The sequence below is a fragment of the Oricola indica genome, from assembly GCF_965227485.1.
GTDB classification, from domain to species: domain Bacteria; phylum Pseudomonadota; class Alphaproteobacteria; order Rhizobiales; family Rhizobiaceae; genus Oricola; species Oricola indica.
This window is the reverse complement of the sequence record NZ_OZ245747.1, coordinates 2803257-2818872: the sequence shown is the minus strand read 5'-3', so window position 1 is coordinate 2818872 and position 15616 is coordinate 2803257. Positions and strand designations below refer to the sequence as shown.

General features: G+C 61.1%; 14 protein-coding genes and 4 tRNA genes. 3 read left to right on the top strand and 15 right to left on the bottom strand.

Features of this window, described 5'->3' with window-relative positions; genetic code table 11:
• Nucleotides 1-81: 81 nt before the first annotated feature.
• From rpoB to ACQK2M_RS14040, 12 genes are all read right to left on the bottom strand, one after another.
• The gene (rpoB, locus tag ACQK2M_RS14095; RefSeq protein WP_425418336.1) at nt 82-4227 is read right to left on the bottom strand and encodes a DNA-directed RNA polymerase subunit beta; all 4146 of its coding nucleotides are present in this window, start codon (nt 4225-4227) and stop codon (nt 82-84) included.
• A 215-nt stretch (nt 4228-4442) separates the two neighbouring features.
• Nucleotides 4443-4820 (bottom strand): 50S ribosomal protein L7/L12, encoded by a 378-nt coding sequence (gene rplL / locus ACQK2M_RS14090; protein ID WP_223477873.1) that lies wholly within the window; start codon nt 4818-4820, stop codon nt 4443-4445.
• Between the two features lie 61 nt (nt 4821-4881).
• Entirely contained in the window at nt 4882-5400 is a 519-nt protein-coding gene (gene rplJ, locus ACQK2M_RS14085) for a 50S ribosomal protein L10 (protein ID WP_223477875.1), read from the bottom strand.
• Nucleotides 5401-5741: 341 nt separating this feature from the next.
• Nucleotides 5742-6443 carry a 50S ribosomal protein L1 gene (gene rplA, locus ACQK2M_RS14080; RefSeq protein WP_425418335.1) on the bottom strand — a complete coding sequence of 234 codons (702 nt, stop codon included), beginning with the start codon at nt 6441-6443 and terminating at the stop codon, nt 5742-5744.
• Nucleotides 6444-6447: 4 nt separating this feature from the next.
• Complete coding sequence (gene rplK, locus ACQK2M_RS14075; RefSeq protein ID WP_223477880.1) at nt 6448-6876, bottom strand: 50S ribosomal protein L11; 429 nt, start codon at nt 6874-6876, stop codon at nt 6448-6450.
• 119 nt (nt 6877-6995) lie between these two features.
• A complete protein-coding gene (gene nusG, locus ACQK2M_RS14070) occupies nt 6996-7526 on the bottom strand; it encodes a transcription termination/antitermination protein NusG (RefSeq protein WP_223477883.1) in 531 nt (176 codons plus the stop codon).
• A 24-nt stretch (nt 7527-7550) separates the two neighbouring features.
• Nucleotides 7551-7757 carry a preprotein translocase subunit SecE gene (secE, locus tag ACQK2M_RS14065; RefSeq protein WP_425418333.1) on the bottom strand — a complete coding sequence of 69 codons (207 nt, stop codon included), beginning with the start codon at nt 7755-7757 and terminating at the stop codon, nt 7551-7553.
• Nucleotides 7758-8004: 247 nt separating this feature from the next.
• Nucleotides 8005-9738 (bottom strand): cation:proton antiporter, encoded by a 1734-nt coding sequence (locus ACQK2M_RS14060; protein WP_425418332.1) that lies wholly within the window; start codon nt 9736-9738, stop codon nt 8005-8007.
• Nucleotides 9739-9883: 145 nt separating this feature from the next.
• Nucleotides 9884-9959, bottom strand: a tRNA-Trp gene (locus ACQK2M_RS14055).
• Between the two features lie 129 nt (nt 9960-10088).
• Nucleotides 10089-10502, bottom strand: coding sequence for a VOC family protein (locus ACQK2M_RS14050; protein WP_223477893.1), 414 nt, complete (start codon nt 10500-10502; stop codon nt 10089-10091).
• A 142-nt stretch (nt 10503-10644) separates the two neighbouring features.
• Entirely contained in the window at nt 10645-11820 is a 1176-nt protein-coding gene (tuf, locus tag ACQK2M_RS14045) for an elongation factor Tu (protein WP_223477894.1), read from the bottom strand.
• A 134-nt stretch (nt 11821-11954) separates the two neighbouring features.
• Nucleotides 11955-12028 (bottom strand) — tRNA-Gly (locus ACQK2M_RS14040).
• Between the two features lie 171 nt (nt 12029-12199).
• On the opposite strand from ACQK2M_RS14040, the gene ACQK2M_RS14035 reads away from it, so the two are divergent.
• Nucleotides 12200-13294 carry a YeeE/YedE family protein gene (locus tag ACQK2M_RS14035; RefSeq protein ID WP_425418331.1) on the top strand — a complete coding sequence of 365 codons (1095 nt, stop codon included), beginning with the start codon at nt 12200-12202 and terminating at the stop codon, nt 13292-13294.
• 22 nt (nt 13295-13316) lie between these two features.
• Here the strand turns inward: ACQK2M_RS14035 and ACQK2M_RS14030 are convergent.
• Nucleotides 13317-13390, bottom strand: a tRNA-Gly gene (locus ACQK2M_RS14030).
• A gap of 25 nt (nt 13391-13415) precedes the next feature.
• Nucleotides 13416-13500, bottom strand: a tRNA-Tyr gene (locus ACQK2M_RS14025).
• Between the two features lie 158 nt (nt 13501-13658).
• On the opposite strand from ACQK2M_RS14025, the gene ACQK2M_RS14020 reads away from it, so the two are divergent.
• Entirely contained in the window at nt 13659-14465 is an 807-nt protein-coding gene (locus tag ACQK2M_RS14020; protein WP_425418330.1) for a TrmH family RNA methyltransferase, read from the top strand.
• Between the two features lie 98 nt (nt 14466-14563).
• On the top strand, nt 14564-15217 hold the full coding sequence (locus ACQK2M_RS14015) for an OmpA family protein (protein ID WP_425418329.1): 654 nt from the start codon (nt 14564-14566) through the stop codon (nt 15215-15217).
• A 50-nt stretch (nt 15218-15267) separates the two neighbouring features.
• Here the strand turns inward: ACQK2M_RS14015 and ACQK2M_RS14010 are convergent, their stop codons facing one another.
• Complete coding sequence (locus tag ACQK2M_RS14010) at nt 15268-15555, bottom strand: hypothetical protein (RefSeq protein ID WP_425418328.1); 288 nt, start codon at nt 15553-15555, stop codon at nt 15268-15270.
• Nucleotides 15556-15616: the final 61 nt, after the last annotated feature.

Genomic DNA, 15616 nt, shown 5'->3' with positions numbered 1-15616 from the left:
CAAATACCGGCCAAACGATGATCGACGCTGGCCCACGCGCTATGGTGACCGCCGGACATTTCATGCCCGGCGGCCCTGCAATTACTCCGCGGCGTCCGGAAGCGCCTGCATCTCGTCGTCCTGGTTGGCGACACGCGTGGAATCCAGTTCCACGTTGAGACCGAGAGACCGCATCTCCTTGACGAGCACGTTGAAGCTCTCCGGGATACCGGCCTCGAACGTGTCGTCTCCGCGTACGATCGCCTCGTAGACTTTCGTGCGGCCGGCCACGTCGTCCGACTTCACTGTCAGCATCTCCTGCAGCGTGTAGGCTGCGCCGTATGCTTCCAGTGCCCAGACCTCCATCTCGCCGAAGCGCTGACCGCCGAACTGCGCCTTGCCGCCCAGCGGCTGCTGGGTAACCAGAGAGTACGGGCCGATCGAGCGTGCGTGGATCTTGTCATCGACAAGATGGTGCAGCTTCAGCATGTAGATGTAGCCGACGGTGACCTGACGGTCGAACGGTTCGCCGGTACGCCCGTCATAGAGCGTCGACTGTGCCGATTCCTTCAGCCCGGCATCGGCCAGCATCTTGTTGATGTCGGCCTCGACCGCTCCGTCGAAGACAGGCGTCGCGATGGAAACGCCGCGCTCGAACTGCTTGGCGATCTCGAGAACGCCGTTGTCGTCGAGCTTGGCCACCGGTTCGTTGCGATCGTTCGCCGGGATCAGGTCCGTCAGTGTCTCGCGGATCGGCGTCACATTGCCGTTCTCGCGATAGGCTTCCATCATCTCGCCGATCTTGCGACCCATGCCCGCACAGGCCCAGCCGAGGTGCGTTTCAAGAATCTGACCGACATTCATGCGGCTCGGAACGCCGAGCGGATTGAGCACGATATCGGCATGCGTCCCGTCTTCCAGGAACGGCATGTCCTCGATCGGCAGGATCCGCGATACGACACCCTTGTTGCCGTGACGGCCGGCCATTTTGTCGCCCGGCTGGATCTTGCGCTTCACCGCGACGAAGACCTTGACCATCTTCATCACGCCGGGCGGCATCTCGTCGCCGCGCTGCACCTTCTCGACCTTGTCCATGAAGCGCTGTTCAAGACGCTTCTTGGAATCGTCGTACTGGTTGCGAAGCTGCTCGAGATTGTCCTGGCGCTTCTCGTCGGTGACGGCGAACTGCCACCACTGCGAACGCGGATAGTTGTCCAGAACCTCGGCATTCAGCGTAGCGCCTTTCTTGAAGCCCTTCGGACCGGCGATGGTCTCCTGGCCTTCCAGCATTTCCGCAAGACGGCCGAACGTGTTGCGATCGAGGATCGCCTGTTCGTCGTCGCGGTCCTTCGCCAGACGTTCGATTTCCTCGCGCTCGATCGCCATCGCACGCTCGTCTTTCTCGACGCCGTGACGATTGAAGACGCGCACTTCGACGACCGTGCCGAAAGCGCCGGGCGGCATACGCATGGAGGTGTCACGCACATCCGATGCCTTTTCGCCGAAGATGGCGCGCAGGAGCTTTTCCTCCGGCGTCATCGGGCTTTCGCCCTTCGGCGTGATCTTGCCGACCAGAATGTCTCCCGGGCCGACTTCGGCACCGATGTAGACGATACCGGCTTCATCGAGGTTCTTCAGCGCTTCTTCCGAAACGTTCGGAATGTCGCGCGTGATCTCTTCCGGTCCGAGCTTCGTGTCACGCGCGCTCACCTCGAATTCCTCGAGGTGGATGGAGGTGAACACGTCGTCACGGACGATCTTCTCGGACAGAAGGATCGAGTCCTCGTAGTTGTAGCCGTTCCAGGGCATGAACGCGACGAGCACGTTCCGGCCAAGCGCCAGATCGCCCAGATCGGTCGACGGACCGTCGGCGATGATATCGCCCTTGCTGATCACGTCGCCAACACGCACCAGCGGACGCTGGTTGATGCAGGTCGACTGGTTGGAGCGCTGGAACTTCTGCAGACGGTAGATGTCGACACCCGATTTGGAGGCATCGAGATCTTCCGTGGCGCGGATGACGATACGCATCGCGTCGACCTGGTCGACGATGCCGGCGCGGCGCGCGCCGATGGCGGCGCCGGAGTCGCGGGCCACGATCGGCTCCATGCCGGTGCCGACAAACGGTGCCTCGGCGCGCACCAGCGGCACGGCCTGACGTTGCATGTTCGAACCCATGAGGGCGCGGTTGGCGTCATCGTTTTCCAGGAACGGAATGAGCGCCGCAGCGACCGAAACGAGCTGCTTCGGAGACACGTCCATCAGATCGACCTGCTCACGCGGTGTGAGCATGACGTCGCCGGCATGACGGCAGATGACGAACTCGGAAACGAAAGCGCCATCATCGCCGATCTCGGCATTGGCCTGAGCGACGTGGTGCTTCGCTTCTTCCATGGCCGACAGATAGACGACCTCGTCGGTCACCTTGCCATCGACGATACGGCGATACGGGCTTTCGATGAAGCCGTACTTGTTGACGCGCGCAAAGGTGGCCAGCGAGTTGATCAGACCGATGTTCGGGCCTTCCGGCGTTTCAATCGGGCAGATACGGCCATAGTGGGTCGGGTGGACGTCGCGAACCTCGAAGCCCGCACGCTCACGCGTCAGACCGCCCGGTCCAAGCGCCGACAGGCGACGCTTGTGGGTGATCTCGGAAAGCGGATTGGTCTGGTCCATGAACTGCGAAAGCTGCGAGGAACCGAAGAACTCGCGAACGGCGGCGGCCGCCGGCTTCGCGTTGATCAGATCCTGCGGCATGACCGTGTCGATCTCGATCGAGGACATACGTTCCTTGATCGCCCGCTCCATACGAAGCAGGCCGACGCGGTACTGGTTTTCCATCAGCTCGCCGACCGAACGCACCCGGCGGTTGCCGAGGTTGTCGATGTCGTCGATTTCGCCCTTGCCGTCACGCAGATCGAGCAGCGTGCGCAGGACCTCCATGATGTCTTCCTTGCGCAGAACGCGCACGGTGTCCTCGACGTCGAGCCCAAGACGCATGTTCATCTTCACGCGGCCGACCGAGGAGAGGTCGTAGCGCTCGGAATCGAAGAACAGCGACTGGAACATGGCTTCCGCCGTTTCCATCGTCGGCGGCTCGCCCGGACGCATTACGCGATAGATGTCGAACAGCGCATCCTGCTGGCTCTCATTCTTGTCGGCGGCCAGCGTGTTGCGGATATAGGCGCCGACATTCACGTGGTCGATGTCGAGGATACTGAACGACTCGTGACCCGACTCCAGCAGAACCTGGATGGTCTTTTCATCGATCTCGTCGCCGGCTTCCAGATAGATCTCGCCGGTTTCGAAATTGACGACATCCTCAGCAAGATACATGCCGTACATCTCTTCGTCGGTTGCGCGAAGAGCAGTCACGCCCTTTTCTGCAATCTGACGGGCCTGACGGGCGGTGAGCTTCTTGCCGGACTCCAGCACGACTTCGCCGCTGTCGGCGTCGATCAGGTCACGGGTGACCTTCATGCCTTTCATGCGGTCCGCGGAAAACGGCACACGCCAGCCATCGCCGTCGCGCTTGTATTCGACGGCGTTGTAATAGGTGTCGAGAATTTCCTCGGCATCCAGGCCAAGCGCCATCAAAAGCGACGTGACCGGAATCTTGCGGCGGCGGTCGATACGCGCGTAAACGAGATCCTTGGCGTCGAATTCGATGTCGAGCCAGGAACCGCGATAAGGGATCACGCGGGCGGCGAAGAGAAGCTTGCCGGAGGCATGCGTCTTGCCCTTGTCATGATCGAAGAAGACGCCCGGAGACCGGTGCATCTGCGAAACGATCACGCGCTCGGTGCCGTTGACGATGAAGGTGCCGTTGTCGGTCATGAGCGGCATATCGCCCATGTAGACGTCCTGCTCCTTGATGTCCTTGATCGACTTCGCATCGGTGTCTTCGTCGATATCGAACACGATCAGGCGCAGCGTCACCTTGAGCGGCGCCGAATAGGTCAGGTCGCGCTGGCGGCATTCTTCCACGTCGAATTTCGGCGCTTCGAATTCATAGCGAACGAATTCCAGCATGGAGGCGCCGGAAAAGTCCGAAATCGGGAAAACCGACTTGAAGGCGGCCTGCAGGCCTTCGTCGGCCCGGCCACCGGCCGGTTCGTCGACCATCAGAAACTGGTCATAGGATGCTTTCTGAACCTCGATCAGGTTCGGCATTTCGGCAACATCCGGGATGTGTCCGAAAAACTTTCTTACTCGTCTGCGTCCGTTGAAGGTACTGGACTGAGCCATTGCCGCTCCTCATTGTCTGCCCTGCCGGGCCTGCCGAATAAAGCTCCGCCGTCGCGGAGGACCTTGTAGAAAGAGCGAAGACCCATGCGCCCGGCCTTCCAGCTCTTGAAACGGTAAAAACCCGTTTCCGGAAACCGCTCGCGGCGGCCTCGGGAAAAGGGTTCACGCAACAACGATGCGGCGGACGGAGCTGGTCCGCCCGCCGCAGTCGATACTTACTTCATCGACGCTTTCGCGCCGGCTTCCGTCAGCTTCTTGACGATCTCTTCGGCTTCGCCCTTGGAGATCGCTTCCTTCACGGCCTTCGGAGCGCCTTCGACCAGGTCCTTGGCTTCCTTGAGGCCGAGACCGGTGATGCCGCGGACTTCCTTGATCACGTTGATCTTCTGAGCGCCGGCTTCTTCGAGGATGACGTCGAATTCGGTCTTTTCCTCAGCAGCGGCAGCTTCACCGGCACCACCGGCAGCGGCAGCAACCGCGACCGGAGCAGCGGCGGAAACGCCCCATTTTTCTTCGAGCATCTTCGACAGCTCAGCAGCCTCGAGCACGGTCAGGCTCGACAGGTCTTCGACGATTTTTGCGAGATCAGCCATTTTACGTTTTCCTTGGTTTGATCAGGTTCGAACTAAGATTGGGTTGAGTGATGAAGACAGCCTATGCCGCCTCGTCCTTCTGGGCATATGCGTTGAAAACGCGGGCAAGATTACCTGCCGGTGCGTTGACAACCTGAGCGATGCGCGTCGCCGGCGTGGAGATCATGCCGACAATCTTGGCGCGCAGTTCATCCAGCGACGGCAGGTCGGCAAGAGCCTTCACACCGTTAGCATCCAGAACAGTCGCTCCGAGCGTACCGCCGAGCAGAACGAGCTTGTCGTTCGACTTGGCGAATTCACTCGCGATTTTGGGAGCCGTGACCGGATCACTCGCATAAGCGATCACCGTCTGACCTGTGAACAGGTCGGACATTCCTTCGGCTTCCGTGCCCTTGAGAGCGATTTTGGCAAGACGGTTCTTCGCGACTTTCACGGTTCCGCCCGCTTCACGCATCTTGGAGCGAAGTTCGCCCATCTGCGCAACGGTAAGACCCGTGTAGTGGGCCACGACAACCGAGCCGGCTTCATTGAAGACGGTATTCAGCTGCGTGACGAATTCGCGTTTTTCCGCTCTATCCACTGCGTCTCTCCAATTTGCAGACGATATCCGGAGATATTGCCCGCTGTTGCCTTTGCCGCCAGGAGACCTTTTGGGACCACCCGACGACGTTCGAGGATCCTGCCCCCTTACGCCGGTCTTGCGATCACGGCACAAGGCAATACGTTCGAACCCGCGAACCGCGGCCTTTCGGCCAAAAATCCTTTGGGCCCTTCGCGTCTCATGCAGGCTCGTGGGAATTAAGGCGAGCCACCTGCAATCTCGGACAGGGACCGGGCTTGTGGCCCGGCTTTCCCGACCGGCGAACCGGGCGGGAAATCTTTGCGGGACAATCGCGTGAAGCGATGTCCCGAAACTTCAGATCACGCTTCGACGGACAACGTCGACGGATCGACCTTCACACCGGGACCCATCGTCGAGGAAACGGCGACGCGCTTCAGATAGGTGCCCTTGGCGCCCGACGGCTTGGCCTTGTTGACCGCATCGGTGAAGGCGCGGATGTTTTCCTCGAGCGCCTTGGCGTCGAAGGAAGCCTTGCCGACGCCGGCATGCACGATGCCCGCCTTCTCGACGCGGAACTCGACAGCACCGCCCTTGGAAGCCTGGACCGCTGCCGTGACATCAGGGGTCACCGTACCGACCTTCGGGTTCGGCATCATGCCGCGCGGGCCGAGTACCTTGCCCAGACGACCGACCAGCGGCATCATGTCCGGCGTGGCGATGCAGCGATCGAAATCGATCGTGCCGCCCTGGACGATCTCAACGAGATCCTCTGCGCCAACGATATCCGCGCCGGCAGCCTTGGCTTCTTCAGCCTTGTCGCCACGCGCGAAAACCGCGACGCGGACCGAACGGCCGGTGCCATTCGGCAGGTTGACCACACCGCGAACCATCTGGTCCGCATGGCGGGGGTCAACGCCGAGATTCATGGCCACTTCGACGGTCTCGTCGAATTTCGCCTTGGCGCGATCCTTGACGAGGCCGACAGCCTCGCTCAGGTCATAAAGCTTGTTGCGATCGATACCGTCGCGAACCTGCTGGGTGCGCTTGCCAATCTTAGCCATCGACTCAGCCCTCCACTTCCAGGCCCATCGCGCGGGCGGAGCCTTCGATCATGCGCACAGCCGCATCGACATCGGCAGCATTCATGTCCTTCATCTTCATTTCGGCGATCTCGCGAACCTTGTCGCGGCCGATCTTGCCGCAAACCGACTTGCCGGGCTCCTTGGAGCCGGATTTCAGCTTCGCTGCCTTCTTGAGAAGGTAGGATGCCGGCGGCGTCTTGGTTTTGAAGGTGAACGACTTGTCCTGGTAATAGGTAATCGTCGTCGGGATCGGGGATCCCTTTTCCATTTCCTGCGTGGCGGCATTGAACGCCTTGCAGAATTCCATGATGTTGATGCCGCGCTGACCGAGCGCAGGACCGATCGGCGGCGACGGCGTGGCCGACCCTGCCGGGACCTGGAGCTTCAGCTGGCCTGCAATCTTCTTAGCCATTGTCTACTCTCTTGTTTCATCGTGCCGGCGAACCGGCGGTTCAAAGAGTTGGTGGTGCGATCCGGCATCCGGCTAAGATGCCCTTTCTCCCACCGCTCATGCGGCTTGCGCCGCCTCGATCAGCCCTTTTCGACCTGACCGAATTCCAGCTCGACCGGGGTTGCCCGGCCGAAAATCGAAACTTCGACCTTGAGGCGCGAGCGCTCCTCGTCGACTTCCTGCACAGTGCCGTTGAACGACGCGAACGGACCGTCGGAAACACGAACCTGCTCGCCGACCTCGAAGGAGACGGAGGGCTTCGGCCGCTCGACGCCTTCCTGGATCTGGCCGAGAATCTGGTCGGCTTCACGGTCCGTGATCGGAACCGGCTTGTTGTCGGAACCGAGGAAGCCGGTCACTTTCGGCGTGTTCTTGATCAGGTGGAACACATCGTCGGTCAGGTTGGCCCGTACCATCACGTAGCCCGGGAAGAACTTGCGCTCGGCATCCACCTTGCGCCCGCGACGAACCTCGATAACCTTCTCGGTCGGCACGAGTATTTGCTCGAAACGATCCCAAAGCCCCTTCGCCTTGGCCGCTTCCTCAATGGATTCAGCGACCTTCTTTTCGAAGTTCGAATATGCGTGAACAATATACCAGCGAGCAGGCATGTAACGTTTGGTCCGTAAAACTGATTAGCCCACCGACCCGAAGACGAAGTCGAAACCCCATCCATAAATCTGGTCGACGGTGAAAAAGAAAATTGAGGCAAGCATGACCATCGCCAGCACCATGATCGTCGAGATCATGGTTTCGCGGCGCGAGGGCCACGTGACTTTAGCCGTTTCTGAGCGAACTTGCTGCAGAAAGGTGAAAGGGTTGGTCATTGCCATGGCGTCCATTCCAGTGCGCGGCAAGAGACCGCGCGGCGTTCGTTTGTTTCACGGCGACTGACGAGAGGCAAAAAAGGGCGCTCGAAGCGAAACACGCCTCTCGCACCATCGTCAACTTTCCATGAGTGCGCACCCGTCCGCCCGGGACAATACCAGCGCACTGCGCCACCTACAGCCGATTCCCGTCAAAATCAAGGGGTCCTCCTGAGAAAATCCCCCCAGTGACAAGAAATCACGGGACGCAATCCACGAAATATCAGTCATCCGTTGCACGCATGTATTCACTGTCGCGCTCAAGCGCAAGTCGCGTGCGGACGCTGTCGCCATCATAACCGAACTCTTCAAGGGCCCTGCCCGCGAGCTGCAAGCCGGCCTCGACTGCTTCCGGAATGACGAAATCCGCGCCCGCCTGCATGAGCTCCTGCGCATGCACCCGGTCGCGGGCGCGCGCGAAGATCGGCGTGCCCGGCGTGAGCTTGCGAAATTCCCGCACCATCGCGCTGGCACTTGCGCGATCGTCCACGGTAACGACAAGCATCGCCGCGCCACGCGCACCGGCGCGCTCCAGGATCTCCGCCCGCGCCGCATCACCGTAATAAACCTTGCGCCCGTCACGCCTGCGCTCCGAGACAAGCGTCGCGTGACTGTCGAGCGCAACAAGATCGACATCCTCGCTGTCGAGAATGCTGGCAATCGCATGACCGACCCGGCCAAAACCCGCCACGATGACGTGGCCTTCGAGGTCGGAATAGTCCGATACGGTTGGTGCGTCTGGCAGCGGCTTTGCCGCCCTCTGACCCAACACCTCGCCGAGACGCCCGGTCAGGGGCGTCAGCACCATCGATAGACCCGCAATCGCCGCGATCACGACACCATGCGCGGGATCGACCACGCGCGTCGCGGTTGCCACACCGAGCACGACGAATGCGAACTCGCCGGCCGGCGCGAGCAGCCCGGCCACCTCATACGCCTTTGCACGGTTTTTCGTGACGACCTGGATCGCGAGCGCCGCCGCCGCACTCTTTACCGCGAGAAGAATGACAATTCCGCCGATAACGACAGGGAGATTTGCTAGAATGATGGACGGGTTGAGCCCCATGCCAACCGTCATGAAAAAGAGGCCTAGGAAAAGCCCCTTGAATGGCTCCAGATCGACCTCGATCTGATGCTTGAACTCCGTCTCGCCGACCATCAGACCAGCAAGAAAGGCGCCGAGCGCCAGCGACAGGCCGGCGCCAGCGGTAATCGCGGCCGCGCCGATCACGGTGAGCAGGGTCAGCGCCATCAGGAGATCGCGTCCGCCGGCCGCCGCGGCGCCATGGAAAATCCGCCGCAAAAGGAAGCGACCGATCAGATAAATCGACAATATCGCGACCGTGCCCTGAATCAGTGCGGTCAGGATGACAGTGGTGACGCTGCCGCCGGAGTCACCGCCCGCAAAGCCGACGAAGATCAGGATCGGCGCGACGAGAAGATCCTGGAAGAGAAGAACGCCGATCGTCGCCCGGCCGACCGGCGCGGCAATTCGATGCTGATCGATAAGAAGCTGCGATACGATCGCCGTCGAGGACAGGGCGAGCGCGAGACCGGCCGTCAGCGCTCCAGCGCCGCCAGCCCCCGCAAAGTAGGCCAGCAGCGTAAGCGGAACCGCGCTCAGCCCGACCTGCAAACTGCCCGCGCCGAAAACGAGATGGCGCAGACCCCACAATTTCTCAAAGGAAAACTCCAGCCCGAGCATGAAGAGCAGGAACAGGACGCCGAGTTCGGCGAACTGCTCCGTCGCTTCCGGCTCCGTGATCGTGAAGTGTCCGAGCAGCGGCCAATCCTCGGCGAACGCCCCGAAGCCGTGCGGTCCGAGCGCCGCACCGGCCAGCACGAAACCGACGATGATCGGCAGATGCAACCTGCGGAACAGGGGCACGATGATGCCGGCAGCAAACAGGAAGACAAGCGCGTCCTCCAGAAATACCGCCCCTTCCCCGTGATCCATCGCCTCGCTCCGACCAGACTCGCCCGATCAAAAACGGACAGACATAGCCAAGCAAGTCGCGCGCCATATTGAAAACGCACGCGAATCCGCAGCCCTGCGGAGGCATCCGGAAAAACGTGCCGAATTTTTAGGCTTGAAGTGGGACTGGCAGGGGCAGCAGGATTTGAACCCGCGACCTACGGTTTTGGAGACCGTCGCTCTACCAACTGAGCTATACCCCTAAGGCCGACGTCCTGATGGACAGGACGGCGGGTCTCATATTACGGCCCAACCGCCTTGTCCAGCCATTCGAGACAAAGGACGACTGATTTCTTCACGGGAGCTTGCCTGCCCGTGAAAGAGCAGTCGGATTATTCCGTCTCCATCACCTGATGGACCTCGACCACATTGCCTTCCGGATCGAGAAAGAAGATCTGGTGCCAGCTCGCCGTGGCGACACCGGCATAGTCGCTATAGGGAATCCCCTGCGCTTCCAGGTGCTTCTTGAAGGCCGCGATATCGTCCGTACGAAACGCCAGATGGCCGCGCTCCACCGGGTTGACCACGTTACCGGTCCTGAACCCGAGACCGAGATCCTTCTGGGCCAGATGCATCTGCATGTCGCCGTCACCGAGAAACGCGACGTCGCCACTGTAACCGCGCTGCATTTCACGCACCGGAAGATCGTCCGCCTGCTCACCCAACCCCATGACATCCGCATAGAAGCGGCGCAGCCGGTCGACGTCGTCCGTCACGTAATTGACGTGATGCAGCCAGACTTTCATGGCGGCTTCCTCCCTCACCTCAGGTTCCCGAAGTTGCCTACCACCGAACACAAGGCCTCGCCAGCGCGAGCAAGGCAATCCCGGACGAAACGAAAAAGGCGGGCCGAAGCCCGCCTTCTAATCATGCGATCAACGAGATCGATTACTCGATGATCTTCGCGACGATGCCGGCACCGACGGTGCGGCCGCCTTCGCGGATAGCGAAGCGCAGGCGGTCTTCCATCGCGATCGGCACGATCAGCTCGACATTCATCTCGGCATTGTCGCCCGGCATCACCATCTCGGTGCCTTCCGGAAGCGTCACCTCACCCGTCACGTCCGTCGTGCGGAAGTAGAACTGCGGACGGTACTTGTTGAAGAACGGCGTATGACGGCCACCCTCTTCCTTCGTCAGGATGTAGGCTTCCGCGACGAACTTCGTGTGCGGCGTCACCGAACCCGGCTTGCACAGCACCTGGCCGCGCTCAACGCCCTCACGGTCGATACCGCGGATCAGCGCGCCGATGTTGTCGCCCGCCTGGCCCTGGTCCAGAAGCTTGCGGAACATCTCGACGCCGGTCACCGTCGTCTTCTTCGTGTCGCGGATGCCGACGATCTCGACTTCCTCACCGACATTGATCACGCCGCGCTCGACACGACCCGTCACAACCGTGCCGCGGCCCGAGATCGAGAACACGTCCTCGATCGGCATCAGGAACGGCTGGTCGACCGGACGCTCGGGCGTCGGGATGTATTCGTCGACGGCGGCCATCAGCTCGCGGATCGCGTCTTCGCCGATCTTCTTGTCGCTGTCTTCGAGAGCGGCAAGCGCCGAACCCTTGATCACCGGAATGTCGTCGCCCGGGAACTCGTAGGAGGAAAGCAGTTCGCGCACTTCCATCTCGACCAGCTCGAGCAGCTCCTCGTCATCGACCTGGTCGACCTTGTTGAGGAACACCACGACAGCCGGAACACCGACCTGGCGGGCCAGCAGGATGTGCTCGCGCGTCTGCGGCATCGGGCCGTCGGCGGCCGAGCACACCAGGATCGCGCCGTCCATCTGCGCGGCGCCCGTGATCATGTTCTTCACATAGTCGGCGTGGCCCGGGCAGTCGACATGGGCGTAGTGGCGTGCATCCGTCTCGTACTCGACATGCGCCGTCGAGATCGTGATGCCGCGCGCCTTCTCTTCCGGCGCAGCGTCGATCTGGTCATACGCCTTGAAGTCACCGAAATACTTCGTGATCGCTGCCGTCAAAGACGTCTTGCCGTGGTCAACGTGACCAATCGTGCCGATGTTCACGTGAGGCTTCGTGCGCTCAAACTTACCCTTCGCCATGTACCTTTTCCTGTATAACTGGGTGGCTTAACATGGGAGCCCATGTTTGGGCGGGGGACATAAGGCTTAAAACCGTTATTCGCAAGGCCAAATCGCCGGATGGCGTGGCGGCGATGGCAATCATCCGCAAGGACTGGAGCGGGTGAAGGGAATCGAACCCTCGTCGTAAGCTTGGGAAGCTTCTGCTCTGCCATTGAGCTACACCCGCCGCGACGATACTGATATCCGGCTTCGCGCCGATTTGACAACTGCAATTTGCGATCAGGCGGCGCCCGCGTTCGACAGCACGGATTGAAATGATTCAATCCTGGCAGGGAAAACACTCTTTGCGCCAACCCGACGGGTGAAACTGTCCGGATCCGCATACGGGAGGAAGGCAATGATCGAGACCTGGCGGGAAGCCGTGGTGGAATCCGCGGCATTCTATGTCGGATGGGGCGGGCTGCTCATCGGCATCGTGTTCGGTTACCTCGTCTATGTGACCAATTTCTGCACGATGGGTTCCATCTCGGACATCCTGTCCTTCGGCAGTTACAACCGGTTCCGCGCCTGGCTGCTGGCCTGCGCCGTCGCAATCCTCGGGGTCGCGGGAATCGAGGCACTGGGCGTCGCCGATACTGCCGATTCGATGTATCAGACGACGAACCTCGCCTGGCTGGCGAATGTCGTCGGCGGGCTCCTGTTCGGATTCGGCATGGTGTTTGCCGGCGGCTGCATCAGCCGAAACCTCGTCCGGGCCGGCGGCGGCGACCTGCGGTCGATCGTCGTGCTGATGATTACCGGCATCTTCGCCTTCATGACGATCGGCGGCATTATCGGTCCGCTGCGCGTCGCGCTGTTCGATCCCGCGACTGTCGATCTCGCGCAATCCGGCATGGAAACCCAACGCATCGGAGAAGCGGTCTCGGTCATGTCGGGCATTCCGTTGGAAACCGCGAAACTGGCGAGTGTCATCGTCATCGCGGGTGCATTCCTGATCTATTGCTTCAAGGACAGGGATTTCAGGTCTTCGGGCCGCGATCTCGTCGCCGGATTCGGCATCGGCCTGTGCATCGTCGCCGGCTGGTTTCTCACCGGTCTCGCAGCCGACGAATTCGCCGACATCCCGGTGCAGCTGATCTCGCTATCCTACGTGCGGCCCGCCGGCGACAGCATCGACTATCTCATGCGCTACACCGCGCTCGGACCGCCAGGATTCGGTATCGTGACGACCGCCGGCGCGTTGATGGGCGGATTTCTCGGCGCGACCGTATCGGGTCGCCTCGGCCTGACGAGTTTTGCCGACCCTGCGGATTCGGTGCGCAACATGTTCGGCGCCGCACTGATGGGAATCGGCGGCGTTCTTGCGCTCGGCTGCACCGTCGGTCAGGCACTGACCGGATTCTCGACGCTTGCGATCGGCTCGGCGATTACCTTCGCCGCGATCGTCATTGGCGGAATAGCCGGCGTCAAGACGATGGAACGGATCGCGTAGGAGGGATTTTCGGGGACTTGCCTGGAGCGGGTAGCGGGAATCGAACCCGCATATTCAGCTTGGAAGGCTGCTGCTCTACCATTGAGCTATACCCGCCCGCGGGTTGGTTGTGCCGGGCCAGTGGTGGAGGAGGTTGGATTCGAACCAACGTAGCCATAGGCAACGGATTTACAGTCCGTCCGTTTTAACCACTCACGCACTCCTCCAGAACTGGCGCCGGAGCACAACGGTCGCGAGACCGCGAGGCGCCTTATGGCGGGACCGGTTTTGACTGTCAACACGCCGCGCCGGTTTTTAGTGCCCAGATGTCACTGTTTGAGATAGGCAATCGATTTGCGACAGCAAATTCGCTAAGGCGGGTCGCATGAATGACAAAAAAACCAGCGGCGGCGGCAAGGACGGGCACTATGCCCGGTTGCGCCGCGCCCACCGCGAAGCCAATCCGCTCCCCTCCTCCGACAATGTCGTCCTCTACGGTCTCCACACCGTCAGAGCGGCGATTCTCAATCCAGATCGAAAACCGTTGCAACTGCTCGCGACGCGAAACGCCCTCGCCCGCCTCGAACTCGCCGACGACACGCTCCGAAGATGTCCGGTCGAAATCGTGGAACCGAAGGCAATCGACCGCCTGACCGGTGACGGAGCCGTGCACCAGGGCATCGCACTCGAAACCCTGCCCCTGAAACCGAAACCGTTGACCGCTCTGGGCGACACCGACCTCGTTCTCGTGCTCGACCAGGTGACCGATCCGCACAATGTCGGCGCAATCCTGCGCTCGGCGGTAGCCTTCGGCGCGGGCGCGCTGGTAACGACCGCGCGCCACAGTCCAGTCGAATCAGGCGTACTCGCAAAGGCTGCGTCAGGCGCTCTGGAGCACATCGACCATATCGAGGTCCGCAACCTCGCGGAGGCACTGGAGACCTTGTCGCAATCCGGGTTCCAGACCGTCGGCCTCGATTCGGAAGGTCCGGACATTCTCGAACAGACCGTATCCGGCGCAAAGATTGCCCTCGTGCTCGGCGCAGAGGGAAAGGGGCTGCGCCAGAAGACGCGCGAAACGGTAGACGCTCTCGCCCGCCTCGATATGCCGGGAGCGATCAAATCGCTCAACGTGTCGAATGCGGCCGTCCTGTCGCTTTACGTCGCCCGGCACGCTATGGTCGAAAGCTGAGCAAGCCGACCCAATTTGGCCTGATTTGTGCCACAAAGGTCGCGCCGGACGCCTGAGGGGCAAAACAAACACGATTTTCCGATGGAAAGGTATTCATCATGAACAAGGCGGCGATGGCGGCACTGGCGGGGATCCTCGCTTTCACCACGGCCTGTACGACAATTGATCCGTTCACGGGTCAGCAGAAAGTTTCCAACACGGCCGGCGGAGCCGCGATCGGTGCCGGCGTCGGCGCACTCGCGGGCCTGGCTGCAGGCGGCGACGACCGCCGCAACGCGCTGATCGGCGCCGGTATCGGCGCGCTCGCGGGCGGTGCGGTCGGCAACTTCATGGACCGCCAGGAAGCCGAACTTCGCGCACAGCTCGCCTCCACGGGCGTCTCCGTGACGCGCGTCGGCAACAACATCATCCTCAACATGCCGTCGAACATCACGTTCGCGACTGACCAGGATCAGGTGGTTCCGGCTTTCTACGCGACGCTCGATTCGGTCGCGCTTGTCCTCAAGAAATACAACCAGACGCTGATCAACGTGTTCGGTCACACCGATTCCACCGGATCTGACGACTACAACCAGGCGCTGTCGCAGCGTCGTGCGAATTCGGTCGCCAATTACCTGGCCACACGCGGTGTCAGCCAGCAGCGCATGATCGCAACGGGTTACGGCGAAAGCCGGCCGGTGGCGGACAACTCTTCGGAAACCGGCCGCGCGCAGAACCGCCGCGTCGAAATCCAGATCGTTCCGCTCACCTGATCGGGACTTTCATCGAAGTTCGAAAAAGGCGGCCCTTGGGTCGCCTTTTTTCATTTCTCTTCGTCCAGTTCCCCGGCATCCCGCGCCCGCATCTCCTCGATATCGTCGGCGATCAACGCCAGATGCTGCTCGATCAGCGAAAGGTTGGCGATCAGCCCGCAGACCAGCGCCGCGACAACGAGGCCGACAACGATACCGAGGCCGACGCCGAAGGTCAGGTTCTCACCAACTCCATCGGCCCATCGATATCCGCCATAGCCGCACGCCAGGACGATAATTGCGGCCAGCGCCGGATTGAGCGTTTCGAGCAGCTCGGCGAGAAAACGGGAAAACCACATCACACGACCTCGTATCTGTCGAACCGGAGACTATCCGGTTCGACGGTCGGGACAAGAGGCA

Excerpts from the sequence above, each read along its gene's own strand:
- rplK (WP_223477880.1), bottom strand. The coding sequence starts at position 6,876 with ATGGCTAAGAAGATTGCAGGCCAGCTGAAGCTCCAGGTCCCGGCAGGG.
- rplA (WP_425418335.1), bottom strand. The coding sequence starts at position 6,443 with ATGGCTAAGATTGGCAAGCGCACCCAGCAGGTTCGCGACGGTATCGAT.
- rpoB (WP_425418336.1), bottom strand. The coding sequence starts at position 4,227 with ATGGCTCAGTCCAGTACCTTCAACGGACGCAGACGAGTAAGAAAGTTT.
- tuf (WP_223477894.1), bottom strand. The coding sequence starts at position 11,820 with ATGGCGAAGGGTAAGTTTGAGCGCACGAAGCCTCACGTGAACATCGGC.
- ACQK2M_RS14015 (WP_425418329.1), top strand. The coding sequence starts at position 14,564 with ATGAACAAGGCGGCGATGGCGGCACTGGCGGGGATCCTCGCTTTCACC.
- ACQK2M_RS14050 (WP_223477893.1), bottom strand. The coding sequence starts at position 10,502 with ATGAAAGTCTGGCTGCATCACGTCAATTACGTGACGGACGACGTCGAC.
- ACQK2M_RS14035 (WP_425418331.1), top strand. The coding sequence starts at position 12,200 with ATGATCGAGACCTGGCGGGAAGCCGTGGTGGAATCCGCGGCATTCTAT.
- ACQK2M_RS14020 (WP_425418330.1), top strand. The coding sequence starts at position 13,659 with ATGAATGACAAAAAAACCAGCGGCGGCGGCAAGGACGGGCACTATGCC.
- secE (WP_425418333.1), bottom strand. The coding sequence starts at position 7,757 with ATGGACGCCATGGCAATGACCAACCCTTTCACCTTTCTGCAGCAAGTT.
- rplL (WP_223477873.1), bottom strand. The coding sequence starts at position 4,820 with ATGGCTGATCTCGCAAAAATCGTCGAAGACCTGTCGAGCCTGACCGTG.
- nusG (WP_223477883.1), bottom strand. The coding sequence starts at position 7,526 with ATGCCTGCTCGCTGGTATATTGTTCACGCATATTCGAACTTCGAAAAG.
- ACQK2M_RS14060 (WP_425418332.1), bottom strand. The coding sequence starts at position 9,738 with ATGGATCACGGGGAAGGGGCGGTATTTCTGGAGGACGCGCTTGTCTTC.
- ACQK2M_RS14010 (WP_425418328.1), bottom strand. The coding sequence starts at position 15,555 with ATGTGGTTTTCCCGTTTTCTCGCCGAGCTGCTCGAAACGCTCAATCCG.